24 protein-coding genes are annotated in these 20,555 nt (G+C 65.0%); 14 read left to right on the forward strand and 10 right to left on the reverse strand.

What is annotated here, in order from left to right; all coding sequences use genetic code 11:
- Positions 1 to 3: 3 nt before the first annotated feature.
- The 6 genes from AC07SZ_RS11635 to hrcA all read right to left on the reverse strand — a co-directional run bounded on the left by AC07SZ_RS11635 (position 4) and on the right by hrcA (position 5,554).
- On the reverse strand, positions 4 to 630 hold the full coding sequence (locus AC07SZ_RS11635; protein ID WP_056576325.1) for a glutathione S-transferase family protein: 627 nt from the start codon (positions 628 to 630) through the stop codon (positions 4 to 6).
- 124 nt (positions 631 to 754) lie between these two features.
- Positions 755 to 1,735, reverse strand: coding sequence for a cysteine synthase A (gene cysK, locus AC07SZ_RS11640; protein ID WP_056574005.1), 981 nt, complete (start codon positions 1,733 to 1,735; stop codon positions 755 to 757).
- Between the two features lie 197 nt (positions 1,736 to 1,932).
- Positions 1,933 to 2,550: a LysE family translocator gene (locus AC07SZ_RS11645; protein ID WP_056574002.1), complete on the reverse strand. Its 618-nt coding sequence runs from the start codon at positions 2,548 to 2,550 to the stop codon at positions 1,933 to 1,935.
- 218 nt (positions 2,551 to 2,768) lie between these two features.
- Positions 2,769 to 4,136 carry a PQQ-dependent sugar dehydrogenase gene (locus AC07SZ_RS11650; protein WP_494914337.1) on the reverse strand — a complete coding sequence of 456 codons (1,368 nt, stop codon included), beginning with the start codon at positions 4,134 to 4,136 and terminating at the stop codon, positions 2,769 to 2,771.
- A gap of 97 nt (positions 4,137 to 4,233) precedes the next feature.
- A complete protein-coding gene (locus AC07SZ_RS11655; RefSeq protein WP_013892036.1) occupies positions 4,234 to 4,431 on the reverse strand; it encodes a hypothetical protein in 198 nt (65 codons plus the stop codon).
- Positions 4,432 to 4,471: 40 nt separating this feature from the next.
- Positions 4,472 to 5,554, reverse strand: a complete 1,083-nt coding sequence (gene hrcA, locus AC07SZ_RS11660; protein ID WP_010912575.1) for a heat-inducible transcriptional repressor HrcA — start codon at positions 5,552 to 5,554, stop codon at positions 4,472 to 4,474.
- A 157-nt stretch (positions 5,555 to 5,711) separates the two neighbouring features.
- Between hrcA and rph the strand changes: the two genes are divergently transcribed.
- From rph to AC07SZ_RS11685, 5 genes are read left to right on the forward strand one after another with little or no spacing between them, the layout of a single operon-like run.
- A complete protein-coding gene (gene rph / locus AC07SZ_RS11665) occupies positions 5,712 to 6,428 on the forward strand; it encodes a ribonuclease PH (RefSeq protein WP_494914339.1) in 717 nt (238 codons plus the stop codon).
- Between the two features lie 15 nt (positions 6,429 to 6,443).
- The gene (locus tag AC07SZ_RS11670) at positions 6,444 to 6,854 is read left to right on the forward strand and encodes a VOC family protein (RefSeq protein WP_494914341.1); all 411 of its coding nucleotides are present in this window, start codon (positions 6,444 to 6,446) and stop codon (positions 6,852 to 6,854) included.
- Entirely contained in the window at positions 6,854 to 7,501 is a 648-nt protein-coding gene (gene rdgB / locus AC07SZ_RS11675; RefSeq protein WP_056573990.1) for an RdgB/HAM1 family non-canonical purine NTP pyrophosphatase, read from the forward strand. The genes AC07SZ_RS11670 and rdgB overlap by 1 nt, the downstream gene beginning before the upstream one ends.
- Positions 7,498 to 8,661: a radical SAM family heme chaperone HemW gene (gene hemW, locus AC07SZ_RS11680; protein ID WP_056573987.1), complete on the forward strand. Its 1,164-nt coding sequence runs from the start codon at positions 7,498 to 7,500 to the stop codon at positions 8,659 to 8,661. The genes rdgB and hemW overlap by 4 nt, the downstream gene beginning before the upstream one ends.
- Positions 8,662 to 8,664: 3 nt before the next feature.
- Entirely contained in the window at positions 8,665 to 8,988 is a 324-nt protein-coding gene (locus tag AC07SZ_RS11685) for a low molecular weight protein tyrosine phosphatase family protein (RefSeq protein ID WP_056573984.1), read from the forward strand.
- On the opposite strand, the gene AC07SZ_RS11690 is transcribed toward AC07SZ_RS11685, so the two are convergent.
- The 3 genes from AC07SZ_RS11690 to AC07SZ_RS11700 are packed head-to-tail and all read right to left on the reverse strand — an operon-like array spanning position 8,930 to position 9,993.
- The gene (locus AC07SZ_RS11690) at positions 8,930 to 9,658 is read right to left on the reverse strand and encodes a hypothetical protein (protein WP_494914343.1); all 729 of its coding nucleotides are present in this window, start codon (positions 9,656 to 9,658) and stop codon (positions 8,930 to 8,932) included. The two genes, AC07SZ_RS11685 and AC07SZ_RS11690, sit on opposite strands and share 59 nt — an antisense overlap.
- Positions 9,612 to 9,800, reverse strand: a complete 189-nt coding sequence (locus tag AC07SZ_RS11695) for a hypothetical protein (RefSeq protein WP_056573981.1) — start codon at positions 9,798 to 9,800, stop codon at positions 9,612 to 9,614. Before AC07SZ_RS11695 ends, AC07SZ_RS11690 begins: the two co-directional genes overlap by 47 nt.
- A 7-nt stretch (positions 9,801 to 9,807) precedes the next feature.
- Positions 9,808 to 9,993 carry a hypothetical protein gene (locus tag AC07SZ_RS11700; RefSeq protein WP_056573978.1) on the reverse strand — a complete coding sequence of 62 codons (186 nt, stop codon included), beginning with the start codon at positions 9,991 to 9,993 and terminating at the stop codon, positions 9,808 to 9,810.
- A 168-nt stretch (positions 9,994 to 10,161) separates the two neighbouring features.
- Here AC07SZ_RS11700 and rsmI point away from each other — a divergent pair, with 168 nt between their 5' ends.
- The gene (gene rsmI, locus AC07SZ_RS11705; protein ID WP_494914344.1) at positions 10,162 to 11,073 is read left to right on the forward strand and encodes a 16S rRNA (cytidine(1402)-2'-O)-methyltransferase; all 912 of its coding nucleotides are present in this window, start codon (positions 10,162 to 10,164) and stop codon (positions 11,071 to 11,073) included.
- The gene (locus AC07SZ_RS11710; RefSeq protein ID WP_494914346.1) at positions 11,066 to 11,443 is read left to right on the forward strand and encodes a YraN family protein; all 378 of its coding nucleotides are present in this window, start codon (positions 11,066 to 11,068) and stop codon (positions 11,441 to 11,443) included. The genes rsmI and AC07SZ_RS11710 overlap by 8 nt, the downstream gene beginning before the upstream one ends.
- Positions 11,444 to 11,543: 100 nt before the next feature.
- Here AC07SZ_RS11710 and AC07SZ_RS11715 read toward each other — a convergent pair whose 3' ends face one another.
- Positions 11,544 to 12,350 carry an undecaprenyl-diphosphate phosphatase gene (locus AC07SZ_RS11715; protein ID WP_494914347.1) on the reverse strand — a complete coding sequence of 269 codons (807 nt, stop codon included), beginning with the start codon at positions 12,348 to 12,350 and terminating at the stop codon, positions 11,544 to 11,546.
- A 170-nt stretch (positions 12,351 to 12,520) separates the two neighbouring features.
- Here AC07SZ_RS11715 and AC07SZ_RS11720 point away from each other — a divergent pair, with 170 nt between their 5' ends.
- The 7 genes from AC07SZ_RS11720 to dapB all read left to right on the forward strand — a co-directional run bounded on the left by AC07SZ_RS11720 (position 12,521) and on the right by dapB (position 20,529).
- Entirely contained in the window at positions 12,521 to 13,213 is a 693-nt protein-coding gene (locus AC07SZ_RS11720; protein WP_010912586.1) for a glutathione S-transferase family protein, read from the forward strand.
- Positions 13,194 to 14,348: a tRNA epoxyqueuosine(34) reductase QueG gene (gene queG, locus AC07SZ_RS11725; RefSeq protein ID WP_494914348.1), complete on the forward strand. Its 1,155-nt coding sequence runs from the start codon at positions 13,194 to 13,196 to the stop codon at positions 14,346 to 14,348. The genes AC07SZ_RS11720 and queG overlap by 20 nt, the downstream gene beginning before the upstream one ends.
- Positions 14,345 to 15,244: an SDR family oxidoreductase gene (locus tag AC07SZ_RS11730; RefSeq protein WP_056573965.1), complete on the forward strand. Its 900-nt coding sequence runs from the start codon at positions 14,345 to 14,347 to the stop codon at positions 15,242 to 15,244. The genes queG and AC07SZ_RS11730 overlap by 4 nt, the downstream gene beginning before the upstream one ends.
- 144 nt (positions 15,245 to 15,388) lie before the next feature.
- Positions 15,389 to 16,477, forward strand: coding sequence for a penicillin-insensitive murein endopeptidase (gene mepA, locus AC07SZ_RS11735; RefSeq protein WP_494914349.1), 1,089 nt, complete (start codon positions 15,389 to 15,391; stop codon positions 16,475 to 16,477).
- A 189-nt stretch (positions 16,478 to 16,666) separates the two neighbouring features.
- Positions 16,667 to 17,692, forward strand: a complete 1,026-nt coding sequence (locus AC07SZ_RS11740) for a glucokinase (RefSeq protein WP_056573960.1) — start codon at positions 16,667 to 16,669, stop codon at positions 17,690 to 17,692.
- Between the two features lie 162 nt (positions 17,693 to 17,854).
- On the forward strand, positions 17,855 to 19,711 hold the full coding sequence (locus AC07SZ_RS11745) for an ABC transporter ATP-binding protein (RefSeq protein WP_172371485.1): 1,857 nt from the start codon (positions 17,855 to 17,857) through the stop codon (positions 19,709 to 19,711).
- The gene (dapB, locus tag AC07SZ_RS11750) at positions 19,708 to 20,529 is read left to right on the forward strand and encodes a 4-hydroxy-tetrahydrodipicolinate reductase (protein ID WP_494914350.1); all 822 of its coding nucleotides are present in this window, start codon (positions 19,708 to 19,710) and stop codon (positions 20,527 to 20,529) included. The genes AC07SZ_RS11745 and dapB overlap by 4 nt, the downstream gene beginning before the upstream one ends.
- Positions 20,530 to 20,555 lie beyond the last annotated feature (26 nt).

A 20,555-nucleotide genomic window follows, 5' to 3' on the forward strand; every position in this document is an offset into this window, starting at 1 on the left:
GCTTCAGCCCGGCCACATCTCGTGCGACGTGTTGAGCGTCCTCAGCAATGGATGCTCGCGCAGCTTCGCCCACAAGCGTTCAATATCAGGCCATGCCGTCCGCGCGCTTTCGATGTCGGGATGCCAGGCCACGAGCATGACGAGATAGATGTCGGCCAGCGACATCGCCTCACCCACCAGCCAGTCACGGCCGCGCAAGGCGGCGTCGAGAACGGCGAAGCCGCGGTCCATCTCGGCGACGGCTGCCTGCTTGACGGCTTTCGTTCCGTCGGCATCGGCCGTGTAGCGGTAGGCGTAATACAGCCGCAGGATCGCGGGATAGAGCACCGACGACATGAACGCCATCCAGCGCAGGAACTCGACGCGGGCCGGCGCGTCGATCGCCGGCGCCAGGCTGGCCTCGGGATGGCGTTCCGCAAGCAGAATGCAGATCGCCGCCGATTCGGTCATCGAGCGCCCGTCCGGCAAGGTCAGCACCGGCACCTGGTTTAGCGGGCTGATGTCGAGGAACGCCGGATCGGGCCGGTCGGACTTCGGCACGTCGATCTGTTGGAACGGCGCGTTCGCCAGCGCCAGCGCGGCCTCGACGACGAAACCGCCGCTGCCCGGACGTGTATAGAGCTTGTACATGGAATTCTCCCCCCGGCCTGCACCCAAAGCAGGCCGATGGGGATATGAACCGGAAGCAGGGTGCCGCTCAAGCCGGCGGCAGGCGCCACCGGCGGTTTTTCAAAGGGCCAGCAGCCGCGACGAGTTACGCGCCGAGCCCTTCGAACAGGATCGTCGACAGATAGCGCTCGGCGAAGGACGGGATGATCACCACCAGGGTCTTGCCCTTGTTCTCCGGCCGTGAGCCGACGACGATCGCCGCCTGCAGGGCAGCGCCCGACGAGATGCCGACCGGCACGCCTTCGAGGCGGGCAACGAGGCGCGCATTGGCAACCGAATCCTCATTCGAGACCTTGACGATCTCGTCATAGATCGTGGTGTCGAGGATCTTTGGCGCAAAGCCGGCGCCGATGCCCTGGATCTTGTGCGGGCCGGGCTGGCCACCCGACAACACCGGCGAGGCTTCCGGCTCGACGGCGACGATCTGGACCGAGGGCTTGCGCTTCTTCAACACCTGACCGACGCCGGTGATGGTGCCGCCGGTGCCGATGCCGGCGACGAAGATGTCGACCTCGCCCTGCGTGTCGTTCCAGATCTCCTCGGCCGTCGTCGTGCGATGGATTTCCGGATTGGCGGGGTTTTCGAACTGCTGCGGGATGATGGCGTTGGGGATCGTCGCGGCCAGCTCGTCGGCCTTGGCGATGGCGCCCTTCATGCCTTTTGGGCCTTCGGTCAGCACCAGCTCGGCGCCGAGCAGCGCCAGCATCTTGCGGCGCTCGATGGACATTGTCTCAGGCATGGTCAGGATCAGCTTGTAGCCCTTGGCGGCTGCGGCGAAAGCGAGCGCGATGCCGGTGTTGCCCGACGTCGGTTCGATCAGCGTCGTCTTGCCGGGTGAAATCTTGCCCGCCGCCTCCAGCGCCTCGATCATCGCCACGCCGATGCGGTCCTTGACCGAAGCGATCGGGTTGAAGAATTCGAGCTTGGCCACCAGGTTGGCGACGATCCCCTTCTCCTTGGCGAACTTGTCGAGCCGTACCAGGGGCGTGTCGCCGATCGTGTCGGTGATGGAATTGTAGATGCGGCCGCGGCCGGGGACGCGGGCGGAGGTGACGGGCTTGTTCATTGGTTTCGCTCCCAGGATTTCAGGCGAGTGAGAATTTCAAGCAAGTGGCATTGCAGCCGGCAAGATAGGGCTTTCAGCCGCGCAACATAAGCTGTCGGCCGGAAATATCCGAGTGGGGCGTTTGTCGAAAACGCCGTTGTCCCGGAAAAGCATTTCGCGGAAAGGCCCGACCTCGGAATGTTTTGGCTGAAAGAGTGCTACTGGCGGGCGGCGATCGCTGCCGCGGCGCCGACCATGAAGCCGGCGGCGGTGCGGTTCAGCACCTTCAGGGCGCGTGGCGATTTCAGGAACCAGCGCGCCTTGGCGGCGAGCGCCAGGTAAGGGACCAGCACGACGAACAGGACGACGACCGTCAGAGCGGCGAGAATGCTGTAGTCGGCCAGCGTGATGGTCTTCAGGTCGACGATGGTCGGCGTGATGGCGAGGTAGAAGATCATTGTCTTGGGATTGCCGAGCGTGACGGCGAGGCCGGCGGCAAAGCTCGAAACCAGCCCGCCCTTGCCCTTCCTGGCCTCAACCGTTTCGGGCGTGATGCCGGCGGTCCAGAAGCGCCAGCCCAGAAACGCCAGATAGGCGACGCCGGCCCATTTGATCGCCAGGAACACCATGCCGAAGGTCTGCGCGACAAAGGCGAGGCCGAGCACCACGGCGGTCAGATAGGTGAGGTCGCCGACCATCAGGCCGAAGAACATCGCCAGCGCCGAACGAAAGCCGGAGCCGAGCGCACGCGCGACAAGCGCGGTGATGCCGGGGCCGGGGATGGCGGCGGCGATGCCAAGGGCGGCGCTGTAGGTGAGGAAGCCGGTGAGGGTCATGGATTCGGTCTCGGATCGGAAAGCTTTATCGCATGGCGCGGGCCACGGTTGAATTCCCTGGGTGTCCGAATCCGTTGCACCAGACATGCCGGCCTTCGTCCTGCGAGGTCCCCTCATCCGGCTGCTTCGCGGCCACCTTCTCGCTGTTCGCGGGAAGAGGGATGACGCCGGCGCCGGCAATCCGGGATGAAGGGCCTGTGCCAGCCGAGCAAGATCCATCAGGAGCGGGCGCCACCATAAGTCACGCGCCAGATGGTGCCGTTGCCGTCCTCGGTGACGATCAGGGCGCCGTCGCTCGCCACCGCCACGCCCACCGGCCGGCCCCACACCTCGCCATTGGAGACCACGAAGCCGGTCATGAAATCCTCGTATTCGCCGGTCGGCTTGCCATCCTTGAACAGCAATCGGACGACCTTGTAGCCGGTCCTGTTGCCGCGGTTCCACGACCCGTGCAGGGCCACGAAGGCGTCGCCCCTGTAGTCCTGGGGAAAACCGGTGCCGGCCGGAAAATCCTGGCGGTCGTAGAAGGCGATGTTGAGCGGCGCCGAATGCGCCTGCATCAGCACATCGGGAATGGTTGCCTTGCCGGCGAGATCGGGCCGCGCTCCCTTGTGGCGCGGATCCTCATTGTCGCCGATATAGTACCAGGGCCAGCCGTAGAAGGCGCCGTCCTTGACGGATGTTGCGTACTCGAACGGCACATTGTCGCCGAGCGCATCGCGCTCGTTGACGACGCACCACAGCGCCCCGGTCGCCGGCTGCACGGTCATGCCCGAACAATTGCGCAGGCCGGTGGCGACGATGCGGCCGTTCTTGCCGTCCGGGTCGAAGGCCAGCACGTCGGCGCGGCCGTCCTCGGAGCCCCATGTCGCGCCAAGCGGCTTCGACTTGATCCACGCTTCGAGGCCGCCATCCGGCGCCTTGCCCATGTCCTCGGCGATGTTCGAACCCGAGCCGACCGACAGATAGAGCGTCTTGCCGTCAGGCGAAAAGACGATGTCGCGCGTCCAGTGGTGGTTCGAGGGAATCTTGTCGACGATGGTCTGCGGTTCGCCGGCGGCTTTCAGCTCGCCATTGCGGTAGGCAAAGCGCACGATCCTGTCGCTGTTGGCGACATAGACCCATTGCGGGTCATTGCCCGGCGGATAGAAGGCGATGCCATAGGGCTGGTTGAGATTGCGGGCAAAGATGGCGTCTTCGGCGGGCTTGGCACTGTCCTTGGACAGGCGGTAGACGCGGATCTGGTTGGCTTCGCTGTCGGCGACGAACAGGTCGCCGTTCGGCGCGATGCGCACGGCGCGCGGATTGTCGATGCCGGAGGCGATCAGCTCGGCCGAGAATCCCGGCGGCAGTCGCGGCTTCGCGCCTGCCGGCATGTCGGCGAGCCCGGCGCTGTTCGAGGCGGATTTGGTGACATAGGGCTTCGGCAGGTCTTCCGGCTTGATCAGGCGGCGTATACCTGGCTTGTCGGCGCGCCAGTCGCCGAAGGCGGCCGCGCCTTTCAGCACCCGTTGGTCCGCCTGCTGCGCGAAGGCCACTGTTGCGAGAAAGAGCGCTGGAAGCACCAGGCCGGCCGATCGGATCATCTTGTCCTCCATCTGGTCGCGAACGAAACCAACGGCAGGTCTGTCCAGAGGTTCCGCCTCATACGATGCGTCGAGGAGCGAAAGACCGGTTTCCGGTCTATGTCCCGGCAGCGTAAAAATCGTCGTCGAGGCGTTTTTCCAGCGCGACGAGATCCGCCGGCAGCGGCAGGCCCATGGCGCGCATCTCCCGCAGTTTTTCGCGCAGCTGTTCCTGGATTTCGTGCTGGTCTTCCGGTTGGTTCACCATCTCCTCGAGCAGCAGGCTGATCCGGGCCTTGAATTCTTCGAGCGCCATTCTTCTTCTCCTTGCTGCCCGTCTCTTGCTATCCGGGGCGCTACCTTAACATGCGCGATATCAGCTGCGCGGTATAATCGACCATCGGCACGATTCGGGCGTAATTCAGACGGGTCGGGCCGATGACGCCAAGCGCGCCGACGACGCGGGCATCCTTGTCGCGATAGGGCGCGACGACCAGCGACGAGCCGGACAGCGAGAACAGCTTGTTTTCCGAGCCGATGAAGATGCGCACGCCCGATCCTTGCTCGGCGAGATCGAGCAGCTGGATCAGCCCGTCCTGCGTCTCCATGTCCTCGAACAGATGCCGCAGCAGTTCGATGTCGGCCTGGGCGGTGACGTTTTCGAGCAGGTTGGCGCGGCCGCGTACGATCAGCCTTGCCGGCAGGCCGCTTTCGGCGCCCGCCCACACCGCAAGCCCCTTCTCGACCAGGTCTTGCGACAGCGTGTCGAGAGCGGCTCGCGTCTCTTCCTTGATGCGGGCGATCTCGGTCCGCGCCTCGGCCAGCGTGCGGCCGCGGATATGCGCGTTGAGGAAATTCGAGGCCTCGTGCAGCTGCGAGACGGTGATGCCGGCGGGCAGCTCGACAACGCGGTTCTCGACGTCGCCATTCTGCGACACCAGCACGGCAAGCGCCTTGGTCGGTTCCAGCTGGATGAATTCGATATGCTTCAGCGCCACCTCGTTCTTGGCGGCCAGCACCAGGCCGGCGCCGCGCGACATGCCCGACAGCATCTGGCTGGCCTCGGTCAGCATGTGCTCCAGCGTCGCACCCGAACCGGAGGCCCGCACCTGTGCCTCGATGGTGCGGCGCTCCTCGTCGGAAAGGTCGCCAAGCTCCATGAAGGCGTCGACGAAGAAACGCAGGCCGGCCTGCGTCGGCAGCCGGCCGGCCGAGATGTGCGGCGCGTAGATCAGCCCGAGGTGCTCGAGGTCGCTCATCACATTGCGGATGGTGGCCGGCGACAGCGAGGAGGGCAGGATGCGCGACAGGCTGCGCGAGCCCACCGGCTCGCCGTCCCTGAGATAGGAATCGACAATGCGCCGGAAGATGTCGCGTGAGCGCATGTCGAGTGATTGAAGTGCGAGCGGTTGCGAACCCGGATCGATTGCCTTGGTCATTCGGCCAGAAACCTCCTTGTTCAGGATATAGACTTCGGCACGGCGGGCGCAACCCGGTGTCTGTGTCGGATCGTCCGGTCCGTTTTCCTTTGCGCGCTGCCCCCCATGCGTCTAAAAGCCGGCCACGATTCCGAAAAATGACTGGAAAGAAGCCCGAATGCGCCCCTCCAAACGCCAATTCGACGAAATGCGCGCCATCTCCTTCGAGCGCGGCGTCTCCAAGCACGCCGAAGGCTCGTGCCTGGTGAAGTTCGGCGACACCCATGTCCTGTGCACGGCGAGTCTCGAGGAGAAGGTGCCCGGCTGGATGCGCAATTCCGGCAAGGGCTGGGTGACGGCCGAATACGGCATGCTGCCGCGCTCGACCGGCGAGCGCATGCGCCGCGAGGCCTCCGCCGGCAAGCAGGGCGGCCGCACGCTGGAAATACAGCGCCTCATCGGCCGTTCGCTGCGCGCCGTGGTCGATTTGCAGGCGCTGGGCGAACAGCAGATCACCGTCGACTGCGACGTCATCCAGGCCGATGGCGGCACCCGCACCGCCTCGATCACCGGCGGCTGGGTGGCGCTTTATGACTGCCTGCGCTGGATGGAAGCCCGGCAGATGGCCAGCGTCGCCAAGGTGTTGAAGGACCATGTCGCGGCGATTTCCTGCGGCATCCATGACGGCCAGCCGGTCATCGATCTTGACTATCTCGAGGATTCCTCGGCCGGCACCGACGCCAATTTCGTCATGACCGGCAAGGGCGGCATTGTGGAGATCCAGGGCACCGCCGAGGGCGAGCCCTTCTCGGAAGGGCAGTTCGCGGAATTGATGGGCCTGGCCAAGAAAGGCATCCAGCGCCTGGTCAGCCTGCAGCAGATGGCGGTGGCGTAAGCCATCGATTTTCTGGTGACCCCCTCCGCCATCCTTGAATCAGCCCTGTACGTCACCGATCTGGCGGCGGCGGAAGAATTCTATGTCGGCGTGCTCGGCCTCGATCTGCTCGGCAAGGTGGACGGCAGACATCTTTTCTTCCGCTGCGGGCCGGGCGTGCTGCTGGTCTTCAATGCCGAGGCGACCAAGATACCTCCGGCGCCGGACGCGCGGCTGAAAGTGCCGCCGCATGGCGCGGTCGGCGAAGGTCATCTCTGCTTCGCGGCGAGCGCTGCGGAAATCGTGGCCTGGAAAGCCCATCTGGAGGCAAAAAGAATTGCCATCGAAAGCGAATTCGAATGGCCGCAAGGTGGCCGTTCGCTCTATATACGCGACCCCTCGGGCAATTCGATCGAGTTTGCCGAGCCAAGAATCTGGGGGCTTTGATGCATTCTCTTGATGGAAAGAAGATCGTCGTCGCCAGCCACAATGCCGGCAAGCTGCGCGAATTCGCCGATCTGATGGGGCCGTTCGGCTTCGAAGCGAAGTCGGCGAAGGACTATGGCCTGCCGGAGCCGGACGAGACCGGCACCACTTTCGAGGAGAATGCCTACATCAAGGCGCTGGCCGCCGCAAAGGCGACCGGCCTGCCGGCGCTGTCGGACGATTCGGGCCTCTGCGTCGACGCGCTCGACGGCGCGCCCGGCGTCTACACCGCCAACTGGGCCGAAACCCCGGACGGATCGCGCGACTTCGCCATGGCCATGCAGCGCACCGAAGTGGCGCTGCAGGAGGTCGGCGCCGCTCTGCCGGAACAGCGCAAGGGTCGCTTTGTCGCCGTCATCTGCCTCGCCTTTCCCGACGGCGAGGCCGAATATTATCGCGGCGAGGCCGAAGGCACGCTGGTCTGGCCGCCACGCGGCGAGCTTGGCTTCGGCTATGACCCGGTGTTCCTGCCCAATGGCTTCGAAAAGACCTTCGGCGAGATGAGTGCCGAGGAAAAACACGGCTGGAAACCAGGCCAGGCGACGGCGTTGTCGCATCGCGCACGCGCCTTCCAGAAATTCGCCAAAGCGAGATTGGGAGAGGCATGAGCATGCTGCTCGACCGGGCCCCCGGCTTCGGCGTCTACATCCATTGGCCTTTCTGCGCGGCCAAATGCCCCTATTGCGACTTCAACAGCCATGTCCGCCACCAGCCGGTCGACCAGGAGCGCTTTGCCGCCGCCTTCGAGGCGGAACTGGCGACGATGCGCCAGCGCACCGGGGCGCGTGAGGTGACCAGCATCTTTCTCGGCGGCGGTACGCCGTCGCTGATGAAGCCGGAAACCGTGGCCAGGGTCCTGGACGCCGTGGCGAGGAACTGGACGGTGCCTGAAGGCATCGAGGTGACGCTGGAAGCCAACCCGTCCTCGGTCGAGGCCGAGCGCTTTCGTGGCTATCGCGCCGCCGGGGTCAATCGCGTCTCGCTCGGCGTGCAGGCGCTGAACGACAAGGATCTGCGCTTCCTCGGCCGGCTGCACAATGTCGATGAAGCGCTGCACGCCATCGGCCTCGCGCGGGAAATATTCCCAAGGCTGTCCTTCGACCTGATCTACGCCCGGCCCGGCCAGACGCCGGAGGCCTGGGCGGCCGAGCTCGAACAGGCGATCGGCCATGCCGCCGATCATCTGTCGCTCTACCAGCTGACCATCGAGGAAGGCACGCCCTTCCATGCACTGCATGCGGCGAAGAAGTTCATCATTCCCGACAATGACCATGCCGCCGACCTCTATGCGCTGACGCAGGAGATTACGTCCGCGCATGGCCTGCCGGCCTACGAGATTTCCAACCACGCCAGGCCGGGCGCCGAGAGCCGGCACAACCTGACCTATTGGCGCTATGGCGAATATGTCGGTGTCGGTCCCGGCGCGCATGGCCGCTTCGTCGAGAATGGCCGCCGCACGGTGACGATAGCCGAGCGGATGCCGGAAACCTGGGCCAACCTTGTCGAGGCCAAGGGCCATGGTGTCACCGGCGGCGAGATCCTGACCCGCTCGGAAGAGGCCGACGAATTCCTGCTGATGGGGCTGAGGCTCGCCGAAGGCATCGATCTCTCGCGCTACGAGGCGTTTTCCGGGCGCGGCCTGTCGAGCGCGCGGCTGTCCATGCTGCAGGGCGAGGGGCTGGTGGCGCCGATCGGCAATGCGCGCCTGCGCGCCACGCCGGCCGGCATGATCGTGCTCGACGCCGTGGTGGCCGACCTGGCGCGCTGATCCTTGAAAAACGTCCTTTTCGTCTGCAGCCAGAACCGCTTGCGCAGCCCGACCGCCGAGCAGGTGTTTTCAACGCGCCGGGACATCGAGGTCGCATCGGCGGGGACCAACCATGATGCCGACACGCCGCTGACGCATGAGCTGGTCGCCTGGGCCGACATCATCTTCGTCATGGAGAAGGTGCACCGCACCAAATTGCAGAAGAAATTCAAGACGAGTTTGAACAAGGCCCGAATCATCTGCCTCGATATACCGGATAACTATGAATTCATGGATTTGGAGCTGATTGAGCGCCTGAAGGCGAGCGTTTCACGCTATCTGGGGTGACAGATGGCTTGCCGCGTGTGCCTGACCATGATGCGTCGGCCACCGCGCAATCCGAACCCGAGTCGACCTCAAAGAAGAAATCCTGATGGTGAAAATCGCCGCCGTCCTCCCAGGATTGTTGGGTGAGGCCACAGCCTGCGTAGGAAAACACGTCGATCTTTGTGGCTCGCGGCGCCTGGATCCATTGCTCGCCAACTTTATGGAACATGTAGTGTGACGTGGCTGGATCGTCTGAACGCATATGCAAGTGGATGCCCGGCATCGCGAATTGCGGATCAATGTCCAGTTGCAGATAGGCGGCGGAGAGACCTTGGACGGTTATCCAGTCCCGGCTGGAAACAGGCTGGTTGATTGCCGGGTAGCGAATTCTCGCGAATTCCCGTTCCTCGGTTTCGCCGACCAGTACCCCTCGGAGCGAAAGCGTCTTGCCAAAGAGGCCGCTGGCAGCCGTTGCCCTGAACTTGACCGTTCGTGGGCTTCGGGAGGCTGATGAGGAGCCGGCCTCCGCGTTGTTTCTTGTATCGGCCGGGGACGTGAGGGCAAAAAGGCCGACCGCAAGGGCCAACATTCGCGGACCAACCAGCTTTTCAGTCGCGACGCGCCTCAATTTGTCAGCGATCTCGTCAGGCGTCGTGCTTGAAACGGCGCTTGCCGCGATCCTTCTCGGCATGCGCCTCTCCGCTGCGGGCCGGCTTGGCGTCGGCCTTTTCGCGGCGAACGCTGTGCTGGTCGTTCATCGGATGCGGGGGCACGCCTTCCCTGGCGCTTTTCGTTTCAAGACGGGTGATGAAGATATCGAAGCGATTGGGCATCGTTCGGTCAGTGCTCCGTCGTGCTGTCTGGTTTGTTGTCGGAAAGCCTGACATTGGTGGGCAAGGGCTTGGCGGCCCACTTGGTCGGGCTGGCGTCGTTCTCGGCGGGCAGGCGCTTTTCCCTGGGCGGGGAGGTGCTGTTGCGGCCGGCATAGTAGGGCGCGAAAGCGTCCTGTATCTTCAGGCTGTCCATCCTGTCCTCCCTTGGGAATCAGGGGCTAAATCTGCCAAACCCGGTTTCGTTCCCTACTGTGGCGAAGGAATGGCGCTTAGCTTACATCGGCGTGAGTTTTGCAAGCCGGCACCAGCCGTGCCAAACAAGATCTGGCAGGCCAGACAGGGCTGAACGGAGACGGCATCGGTGACTGACGAGACGGGCAAGCGCAGCTATGTGGTCGGGCAGACCGAGATCGTGGCCCGTCCGCTCGGGCCGGCGCTCTATCTGGTGGCGACGCCGATCGGCAATCTCGCAGACATCACGCTGCGCGCGCTGGAGACGCTGGCCGCCGCCGACATCGTCGCCTGCGAGGACACGCGGGTGTCGCGCGTGCTGCTCGACCGCTACGGCATCCGCCGCCGCACCACGGCCTATCACGAACACAATGCCGGCGAGGCCGGGCCGAAGCTGATCGCGGCCCTTCATGCCGGCCAGAGCGTGGCGTTGATTTCCGATGCCGGCACGCCACTCGTCTCCGATCCCGGCTACCGGCTGGTCGGCGAGGCGATCGACCACGGCATTCGTGTCGTGCCGATCCCTGGTCCGTCGGCACCGCTTGCCGCGCTGACAGCGTCCGGTCTGCCGTCGGACGCCTTTCTGTTCGCCGGATTTCTGCCGGTGAAGGTTGGCCAGCGGCTGGCGCGGCTGGAAGCGCTGAAGGCCGTACCGGCAACGCTGATCTTCTTTGAATCGCCGCGCCGGCTGGCCGAGTCGCTGGGCGCCATGGTCGAGGCGTTGGGCGGCGAGCGAAAGGCTGCCATCGGCAGGGAATTGACCAAGACCTTCGAGGAAATGCGCATCGGCGCGCTGCGGGCGCTGGCCGACCACTATGCCGCGGCCGATACGCCAAAGGGCGAGATCGTCGTCTGCGTCGGTCCCGCCGAGGCCAAGGCGGACGAGCCGGCGGATATCGACCGCCTGCTGTTGTCGCTCGCCGCCGAAATGCCGGCCTCCAAGGCGGCGGCGGAAGCCGCGAAGATGACCGGGGGCCAGAAACAGGCTCTCTACCGTCGGCTTCTGGAGCTCAAGGATGCTTCCGGAGAGGGTAGTGGCTGAGCGCCCCAGCGCCAGCCGCCAGAAAGCCTATCGGCGCGGCCATCGCGGCGAATGGCTGGCGGCGGCCGCGCTGATGCTGAAGGGCTACCGGATTCTCGCGCGCCGCCATCGCACCCGTTTCGGCGAGATCGACCTGATCGTGCGGCGCGGCGACCTGGTGCTGTTCGTCGAGGTCAAGGCGCGCCGCACGCTGATGGAAGCCATGGAGGCGATCAGCCACGAATCGGAGCGCCGCATCGAGGCGGCGGCCGACATCTGGCTATCGCGCCAGGCGGATTATGGCAGGCTGTCGATGCGCTTCGACATGGTCGCGGTGCTGCCATGGCACTGGCCGGTGCATGTCGAGAATGCTTTTTATGGACGGAATTAGGGGAGCATTTGACCGGCGTTGCTCGCCCTTCGCGGGCTCAGGGCGTTCGTCGTTCGGAAAGCCAAGCAATTGGCTTTCCGTCCGCTGCGCGGAACACTCCTCACCCCCAAACCATCAATGCCACCAACCCGACAATCCCCACCACCAGCCGCCACCAGCCGAACAGCGAGTAGCCGTTGCGCGAGACGTAATCGAGCAGGAAGCGCACCACGAAGAGCGCGGTGACGAAGGCGGCGACGAAGCCGATCGCGATGATCGGCAGGTCGGCGGATGTGAGCACGTTGCGGTTCTTGAACAGGTCGAAGGCAAAGGCGCCGACCATGGTCGGAATGGCGAGGAAGAAGGAAAATTCCGCCGCCGCCCGCTTGTCGACCCCCAGAAGCAGCGCGCCGACGATGGTCGAGCCGGAGCGCGAGGTGCCGGGGATCAGCGACAGGCACTGGAAAAGCCCGATCTGCAGGTAAAGCCTGGTCGGGAACCGCTCGACGTCGCGATAGACCGGCTTCAGGTTCATGCGGTCCACCACCAGCAGGATGACGCCGCCGATGATCAGCATGATGCAGATCAGCCTCGGTGATTCGAACAGCACCGTCTTGATGAAGTCGTGCGCCAGCGCGCCGATGATCGCCGCCGGCAGGAAGGCGATCAGGATGCCGATGACGAAATGCCTCGTCAGCCGGTCATGCGGCAGGTCGAGGAGCATCTGCCACAGGCGGCGGAAGTAGACGCTGAGGATCGCCAGGATCGCGCCGAGCTGGATCAGGATCTCGAAGGCCTTGCCGGTCGAATGAAAGCCCAGGAAATGGCCGGCAAGCAGGATGTGTCCGGTCGAGGAGACCGGTATGAATTCGGTCAACCCCTCCAGCAGGCCCAGCAGCAGGGCTTCGACGAAGGTCTGGCTTTCCATGGCTACCTCGGCTTTTGCTCGACGGCTAACAGAACGGCTTGCTTGTCATGGCGTTGAACTGCCCCTATAGGTCGCAACACCCTGACGGCCCGCTAACCGGGCGGCCAAGACTTACCGGTGCGCCCGGCGATTCGCCAGTCCACACTCGTGCGCTTTATCATCGCGGAACCATGCTGACGCTTTTCCATCATCCCATGTTCGCCACCTGCCGCTTCGTCCGCCTTGCCTTTGGCGAGTATGGCGAGGAGCTGGCGCTGATCGAGGAAAAGCCGTGGACGCGGCGCAAGGAGTTCCTGGCGCTGAACCCGGCCGGCACGCTGCCGATCCTGCTCGCCGAAGGCGATGTGCCGATCGTCGGCGCGACCGTGATCTCGGAATATCTCGACGAGACGCGCGGCGTCTTGAAGCGCGACAAGCGGCTGTTCGCCGAGGACCCGATGCAGCGCGCCGAAATCCGCCGGCTGATCGACTGGTATCTCAACAAGGCCGAAAGCGAAGTCACCCGGCATCTGGTGCGCGAGCGCGTGTTGAAGCCGATCATGCCGGAAACGGCCGGCGGCGGTTCGCCCGATTCGGGCGCCATCCGTGCCGCGCGCGCCAACATCCGCCAGCATATGAAATACACCAACTGGCTCGCCGGCACCCGCCATTGGCTGGCCGGCGGCAGGGTCACCTATGCCGATCTCGCCGCCGCCGCGACGCTGTCGGTGCTCGACTATCTCGGCGAGATCGATTGGCGCGAACACGCCGCGGCGCGCGAATGGTACACCAGGGTAAAGTCGCGGCCCTCCTTCCGGCCGCTCCTGACCGACCGTGTGCGCGGCCTGTCGCCGGTGTCGCATTATGCGGACCTCGACTTCTGACGCCGCAAAACTGCGCGCGCTGATCGACGCTGAGGCGCATCGCGCCGGCTTCGATGCCATTGCCGTCACCTCTCCCGATGCGATCCCGCTGGCCCCGGCCCGCCTCGCCGAATTCGTCGCCGATGGCTTTCACGGCTCGATGGACTGGATCGCCGAGACGCTGGAGAGGCGCAGCGAGCCTTCCACGCTTTGGCCTGAGGTGCGCTCGATCGTCGTGCTGGCGATGAATTACGGCCCCAATCATGATCCGCGCGACCTGCAGGCCCGGCACGACCGGGGCGCCATCTCTGTCTATGCGCGGAATCGCGACTATCACGATGTGATGAAGGGCCGGCTGAAGGAAATCGCCGGCAAGATCGTGGCGCGCGCCGGCGGCGACGTGAAGGTCTTCGTCGACACGGCCCCGGTGATGGAAAAGCCGCTGGCGCAAGCCGCTGGCCTCGGCTGGCAGGGAAAACACACCAATCTGGTCAGCCGCGAACACGGCTCCTGGCTGTTCCTCGGCACCATTTTCACCACGGCCGAACTTGCGCCCGACCGGGCCGAGATCGATCATTGCGGCTCCTGCCGCGCCTGCCTGGACGCCTGCCCGACCGATGCCTTCCCCGCGCCCTACCGGCTCGATGCGCGGCGCTGCATCTCGTACCTCACTATCGAGAACAAGGGGCCGATCCCGCACGAATTCCGCGAAAAGATCGGCAACCGCATCTATGGCTGCGACGATTGTCTGGCCGCCTGCCCCTGGAACAAGTTCGCCCAGGTAGCCTCAGAAGCAAAGCTCGCCGCGCGCGACGATTTGCGCGAGCCGCCGCTCGCCGAACTGTTGCAGCTGGACGACGCGGCCTTCCGCGCCTTCTTCTCCGGCTCGCCGATAAAGCGCATCGGCCGCGATCGCTTCATCCGCAACGTGCTGATCGCCGCCGGCAATTCCGGCGATGCCGGGCTGGCCGGCCCTGTCCGTGCGCTGCTCGGCGACGCCTCGCCGCTGGTGCGCGGCGCGGCAATATGGGCGCTGGCGCGGCTGGTGCCAGATGCCGAATATGCCGAAAGGGCCGCGACCGGCCTGATGACCGAGAATGATGCGGCGGTGCGCGAGGAATGGCGCCTGCCGCGGCCAGACAGGGCACATGTATGAGCGAAAAGCGGATATTCATCTTCGGCGCCGGCTACTCCGGCAAGGCTTTTGCCCGCGCCAATCCGGGCGCCGCCACCATCCTGGGCACGACGCGCTCGCCCGACAAATTCCAGGCATTGCGTCAGGCTGGCATCGCCCCGCTGCTGTTCGACGGCGTTCTGACTGGTGAAAACGCCGAAGCACTGAACAAGACGACGCATCTGGTGATTTCAATCGCTCCGGAAGAGGCCGGCGATCCCGTGCTGAATGCCGCCCGCGACGCGCTCGCCAAAATGCCGGCGCTGCAATGGATCGGCTATCTCTCGACAGTCGGCGTTTACGGCGACCATGGCGGTGCCTGGGTCGATGAAAAAGCCGCGTGCCGGCCAGTGTCGAAACGCTCCGTCATGCGGGTCGAGGCCGAGCAGGATTGGCTGAAGCTCGGCGAGCATATCGGCCGGCCGGTGGCGATCCTGCGCCTGTCCGGCATCTATGGTCCGGGCCGCAACGCGCTGGTCAACCTGGAAAACGGCACCGCGCGGCGGCTGGTCAAGCCCGGCCAGGTATTCAACCGCATCCATTGCGACGACATTGCCGGCGCGCTCTGGCAGCTGATCGGGGACAACACAGGCGGCATCTTCAACGTCACCGATGATGAGCCTGCGCCGCCGCAGGATGTCGTTGCCTACGCCGCTTCGCTGATGGGCGTCGAGCCGCCGCCGGAAATTCCATTCGACGCCGCCCAACTTTCGCCCATGGCGCGGTCCTTCTATGGCGAGAACAAGCGTGTCGCCAATGCGGCGATCAAGGCGGCGGGCTATCGCTTTCGCTTTCCCGATTACCACGCTGCCTTCGACCATATGTGGGCAAGCGGCGATTGGCTCGACGGCGAGGCGCGCAGCCCGATGAAGGGCTAAAGCAATTCCAGGAAATAGTGTGAAGCGGTTTTCCGTCCGGAATTGCGTCAAAACAACGAGATAGAGCGGTGAACCGCTCTATCGATCGCCTGGCGGCCGACGTGCTATGATTCGGTTTCGGGATTGCGGTGGGGATCCGGTTTCATGAACTCAGCGATGCGTCCATATTTCGGCAGATCGTCACGGTTGGCGGTGGCTCTTGGCCTGCTTGCCCTGAGCGGTCTCGCCGCGCGGCCGGCACTCGCCGAGGAACGGGCAAAAGACCTGTTCGGCGCCGAAAAGCTGCCGGCAGCGGCCGCGGCGCAGTCGATCGGCTTCTATTCCAAGGGCTGTTTTGCCGGCGGCGTCGCCATTCCCATGGATGGCCCGACCTGGGAGGTGATGCGGCCGTCGCGCAACCGCCGCTGGGGCCATCCGGCAATGATCGCCGTAATCGAGAAGCTTTCACGTGACGCCGCCGCCGATGGCTGGCCAGGCTTGCTCATAGGGGACATTTCGCAGCCGCGCGGCGGTCCGATGCTGACCGGCCACGCCTCGCACCAGATCGGCCTCGACGCCGACATCTGGCTGACGCCGATGCCCAGCCGTCCGCTGTCGATCGCGCAGCGCGAATCGATGAGCGCCACCTTGATGGTCGACGAGAAGACGCATCTGGTGAAGGACGCGCTGTGGAAGCCGCAGCACACCGCGCTTTTGAAGCGTGCCGCGAGCTACCCCGAGGTCGAACGCATCCTGGTCAATCCGGGCATCAAGAAAAAGCTCTGCGACACCGTCAAGGGCGACCGCACCTGGCTGCGCAAGATCAGGCCGTTCTGGGGTCACGACTATCATTTCCACATGCGCATCGGCTGCCAGCCGGGCTCGCCCAACTGCAAGGCGCAGGAAGCGACGCCGGCCGACGACGGCTGCGGCAAGCCGCTGGCCTGGTGGTTCACGGAAGAACCGTGGCGTCCCAACAAGAACCCGGACGCGCCGAAGGCACGCGACGTGATGACGATGGCCAGCCTGCCCAAGGAATGCCGCGCCGTGCTCGACGCGCCCGGTCCGGCCTCGGCCGAGGCGGCGACCTATCACGGCGGCGCCATCCCGGTCGCGGTCGCCGAACCGGAAGCACCGTCGCTGCCCGCCACCACGGCCAGCGGCACGGCCGGCCTGCCAGGCACGCTGAACGCCTTCACGTCGACGCCCGAGGTCGGTGTGCCGGTGCCACGGCCACGCCCGCCAGCGCACTGATCGATGCGTCGGCGTCGGCCGTCTCAATCGGTTTAGCATCGCGTTTTCCGCGAAATAGTGGCCGTTTGGCCGCAGAACCTCGCCCTGCGCGTCGCCCGGTTCGAAAACCGTTTCCCTTTTCAAACTCATGCGCTAGTCAACGGAAGAACGGCGAGAACGCCGTCAGGGGCGCCGGGGACGGACCAGAGCATGCCAAGCGTAAGCGATACCGACACGTCGTTGCGGTTTCCGATCCTGATCGGCGACATTGGCGGCACCAATGCGCGCTTCTCGATCGTGCTCGACGCCAATTCGGAGGCCGGCGAGCCGACCATCGTGCAGACCGCCAACTACAACACGATCGACGAGGCGATCCAGTCGGCGGTTCTCGACCGCTCTTCCGTTCGCCCGAATTCGGCGGTGCTGGCGGTGGCCGGGCCGGTCGATGGCGACGAGATCGAGCTCACCAACTGCCCATGGGTCGTCAGGCCGAGGCAGATGTTCGCCAGTCTTGGCCTGAGCGACATCGTCGTGCTCAATGATTTCGAGGCGCAGGCGCTGGCCGTCGTGGCGCTGGGCGAAGAGCATATGGAAAAGATCGGCGGCGGCGCGCCGGAGCCCAATGCCGGCCGCGTCGTGCTTGGGCCGGGAACCGGTCTCGGCGTCGCCGGGCTGGTCTACGCGCTGCGCCACTGGATACCGGTGCCCGGCGAAGGCGGCCATATGGACATCGGCCCGCGCACGCCGCGCGATTTCGAGGTTTTCCCGCACATAGAGAAGCTCGAGGGCCGCATTTCCGGTGAGCAGATCCTGTGCGGGCGCGGCCTGGTGAACGTCTACAGGGCGGTGGCCATGGCGGACGGCAAGCCGTCACCTTTCACGACGCCGGCGGAGATCACCGGTGCGGCACTGGCCAAGACCGATCCGGTGGCCGAGGAAGCGCTGCGGACTTTCGTCACCTGCCTCGGGCGCACGGCCGGTGACCTTGCCTTGGTGTTCATGAGCCGTGGCGGCGTCTTCCTCACCGGCGGCATCGCGCAAAAGATCGTGCCGGCGCTGAAGGAAGGCAATTTCCGCGCCGCCTTCGAGGACAAGGCGCCCCACAGCGCGCTGATGCGCACCATGCCTGTCTACGTCATCACCCAACCGCTGGCCGCACTTCTCGGCCTTGCCGCCTATGCCCGAAACCCCTCGCTGTTCGGCGTCCAGACCGCTGGCAGGCGCTGGCAGGCCTAGCTCTTCGACTGGATGCGCCTATATCCCCCGCGAGCGCGCTTGAGCCGCCCGCGACGAAGTTAATCAGCCGCGGGCATAGGCAAGCCGGCCTCATGACGTTAAGAGGGGTGCCGAATTCGCAGCCCGATCCTACGAGGCGGAAAACCACAAAGCGCTCCTGATTTGACACTTCAAGCCCCCAAACAGAAAGTCCAGCCTGGCGAGGTCACGGCGGTGCTCCGCCGCATCCTCGCTGAAAACGGCAATGAATATCGCTGGACCTATGTCGTTGCCGTCACCTGCCTGCTGATCGTTTCCGGCACCACTGCCTTCACGGCGTGGATCATGGCCCCGATGATCAACCAGATCTTCTACGAACGGCGCGGCGATATGCTCTGGTTGATCTGCGCCGGTTTCATGGGAGCCTCCCTGCTGCGCGGCTTCGCCGGTTACGGCCAGGCAGTCGCGTTGGCCAGTATCGGCAACAATCTGGTCGCGCGCTACCAGAAGCGCAGCTTCGACCATCTGATGAAGCTCGGCGTCAACTTCTTCAACGATACACGTTCCGGTCGGCTGGCGGCACAGGTCAGCGAGAATGTCGGCGGTGTTCGTGACCTGCTGTCGCTGACACTGACCTCCATCAGCCGCGACGCGGTCACATTGGTCGCTCTCGTCGGCGTGATGATCTATCAGGATCCGGTGTTGTCGCTCAGCTCGCTGCTGATCGGGCCGCCGCTGATCTGGGCCGTCGTCTACATCACCCGCCGACTGCGGCGTATCAACCGTGAATCCGTCCTGATCAATTCGCGGCTGAACGGGTCCGTGCAGGAGGCCACGCAAGGCATAGCCATCGTCAAGGCCTTCACCCTGGAGGAAGAGCTGTCGCGCCGCATCGGCATCATGGCCGATACGGCCGAGCAGCGTAACAACAAGATCGCCCGCGTATCGGAGCGGCTGTCGCCGATTTCCGAGATTCTGGGCGGTCTCGCCATCACTGCCGTGCTTGCCTATTCCGGCTACCGGGCGCTGTATCTTGGGCAGCCGCCAGGCGCGGTGTTTTCCTTCATCACCGCGCTGATCATGGCCTACGATCCGGCAAGGCGCCTGGCGCGCACGCAGGTCGGGATGGAGCGTGCCCTGGTCAACGCGCGCATGATCTACGAGTTGCTCGACCTGGAGCCGAAACAGGGCGATGCGCCCGACGCTGTCGATGCCAGGATCACCACCGGAGAGGTGCGCTTCGACAATGTGACGTTCGGCTACAGCGCAGACATGCCGGTGCTGAGGGAGCTGAGCTTTGTCGCTGCCGCCGGCAAGGTCACGGCCATCGTCGGCGCGTCCGGCGCCGGCAAGTCGACGCTGGTGGCGCTCTTGCAGCGCTTCTACGACGTCGACCAGGGCAGTATCGAGGTCGATGGCCAGGACATCTCGAAGGTGACCAAGCATTCGCTGCGGCAATCCATCGCCTACGTGGCGCAGGCGCCTTATCTGTTCGAGGGCACGATCCGCGACAACATCCGCTACGGCCGGCTGTCGGCCACGGACGCCGAGATCGAGCAGGCGGCGAAACAGGCGGCAGCCGACGAGTTCATCCGCCAGCAGCCGCAAGGTTACGACACGCCGGTCGGCGAAGGCGGCTCGACCCTTTCCGGCGGCCAGCGCCAGCGCGTCTCGATCGCCCGTGCCATCGTGCGCCAGGCGCCGATCCTGCTGCTCGACGAGGCGACCTCGGCACTCGACAACGAGGCGGAGGCGCGCGTCCAGGAGGCGCTGAGCCATGTCATGCAAGGCCGCACGACCATCGTCATAGCGCATCGCCTGTCGACGGTGGTCAATGCCGACCACATCATCGTGCTGGAAGAGGGACGGTTGGTCGAGGAAGGCACCCATGCGACGCTGATGGCCGACCCTCACAGCATCTATGCCCGCTTCCACCGCATCCAGGGCAAGAAGGGGCTGGGGCTTGTTGATGACAGCAAGCCGATCCAAACTCCGGTCAGGGCCACGCGTGCGAAGAAGACTGCTGTGAGGAGCACATGAGCGAAGCAAGCGATATGGGCCTTGTGGTGGTGGGTGCCGCAGGCCGCATGGGCCAGACGCTGATCCGCGCCATCCATACTATTCCGGGCGCTCGCGTCATCGGCGCTGTCGAGCGCGCGGATTCGCCCTACCTGGGCAAGGATGCCGGCGAACTGGCAGGTATCGGCATCATCAATGTGCCGATATCGGACGATCCGCTGCCGGTCTTCGCCAAGGCTGACGGCGTGCTCGATTTCACCACGCCGGCCTCATCGGTCGAATTCGCCGGCTACGCGGCGCAGGCGCGCATCGTCCATGTCATCGGCACGACCGGCTGCTCGGCCGACGACAATGCCAGGATCGCGGCGGCGGCGCGCCATGCGACGGTCGTCAAGTCGGGCAATATGAGCCTCGGCGTCAATCTGCTGGCGGTGCTGGTCGAACAGGCGGCGCGCGCGCTCGACGCCGATGATTTCGACATCGAGATCCTAGAGATGCACCACAAGCACAAGGTCGACGCTCCCTCCGGCACCGCGCTGCTGCTCGGCGAGGCGGCCGCGGCCGGACGCGGCATGGCACTTGCCGGCAACGACGTGCGTTCACGCGACGGCCATACGGGTGTGCGAAAAACCGGCTCGATCGGCTTCGCCACGCTGCGCGGCGGCTCGGTGGTCGGCGACCACAGCGTCATCCTGGCCGGCACCGGCGAGCGCATCACGCTGTCCCACCACGCCGAGGACCGCGCCATCTTCGCCCGCGGGGCCGTCAAGGCGGCGCTGTGGGCACGGGGCAAGAAGCCAGGACTGTATTCGATGCGGGACGTGCTCGGCCTGAGCTGAAGCGGCCGATCTGCCAAATTTGCCAA

Source organism: Mesorhizobium sp. GW821-FHT07A06 (assembly GCF_059419085.1).

Bases quoted from the DNA above. Each gene is read 5' to 3' on its own strand.
- dapB (WP_494914350.1), top strand. From the start codon at position 19,708: ATGAGCGAAGCAAGCGATATGGGCCTTGTGGTGGTGGGTGCCGCAGGC.
- AC07SZ_RS11650 (WP_494914337.1), bottom strand. From the start codon at position 4,136: ATGATCCGATCGGCCGGCCTGGTGCTTCCAGCGCTCTTTCTCGCAACA.
- mepA (WP_494914349.1), top strand. From the start codon at position 15,389: ATGAACTCAGCGATGCGTCCATATTTCGGCAGATCGTCACGGTTGGCG.
- AC07SZ_RS11695 (WP_056573981.1), bottom strand. From the start codon at position 9,800: ATGCCCAATCGCTTCGATATCTTCATCACCCGTCTTGAAACGAAAAGC.
- rph (WP_494914339.1), top strand. From the start codon at position 5,712: ATGCGCCCCTCCAAACGCCAATTCGACGAAATGCGCGCCATCTCCTTC.
- cysK (WP_056574005.1), bottom strand. From the start codon at position 1,735: ATGAACAAGCCCGTCACCTCCGCCCGCGTCCCCGGCCGCGGCCGCATC.
- AC07SZ_RS11720 (WP_010912586.1), top strand. From the start codon at position 12,521: ATGCTGACGCTTTTCCATCATCCCATGTTCGCCACCTGCCGCTTCGTC.
- AC07SZ_RS11690 (WP_494914343.1), bottom strand. From the start codon at position 9,658: ATGCCGAGAAGGATCGCGGCAAGCGCCGTTTCAAGCACGACGCCTGAC.
- hrcA (WP_010912575.1), bottom strand. From the start codon at position 5,554: ATGACCAAGGCAATCGATCCGGGTTCGCAACCGCTCGCACTTCAATCA.
- AC07SZ_RS11635 (WP_056576325.1), bottom strand. From the start codon at position 630: ATGTACAAGCTCTATACACGTCCGGGCAGCGGCGGTTTCGTCGTCGAG.
- rdgB (WP_056573990.1), top strand. From the start codon at position 6,854: ATGCATTCTCTTGATGGAAAGAAGATCGTCGTCGCCAGCCACAATGCC.
- AC07SZ_RS11700 (WP_056573978.1), bottom strand. From the start codon at position 9,993: ATGGACAGCCTGAAGATACAGGACGCTTTCGCGCCCTACTATGCCGGC.
- AC07SZ_RS11655 (WP_013892036.1), bottom strand. From the start codon at position 4,431: ATGGCGCTCGAAGAATTCAAGGCCCGGATCAGCCTGCTGCTCGAGGAG.
- AC07SZ_RS11715 (WP_494914347.1), bottom strand. From the start codon at position 12,350: ATGGAAAGCCAGACCTTCGTCGAAGCCCTGCTGCTGGGCCTGCTGGAG.
- queG (WP_494914348.1), top strand. From the start codon at position 13,194: ATGCGGACCTCGACTTCTGACGCCGCAAAACTGCGCGCGCTGATCGAC.
- AC07SZ_RS11730 (WP_056573965.1), top strand. From the start codon at position 14,345: ATGAGCGAAAAGCGGATATTCATCTTCGGCGCCGGCTACTCCGGCAAG.
- AC07SZ_RS11740 (WP_056573960.1), top strand. From the start codon at position 16,667: ATGCCAAGCGTAAGCGATACCGACACGTCGTTGCGGTTTCCGATCCTG.
- AC07SZ_RS11645 (WP_056574002.1), bottom strand. From the start codon at position 2,550: ATGACCCTCACCGGCTTCCTCACCTACAGCGCCGCCCTTGGCATCGCC.
- hemW (WP_056573987.1), top strand. From the start codon at position 7,498: ATGAGCATGCTGCTCGACCGGGCCCCCGGCTTCGGCGTCTACATCCAT.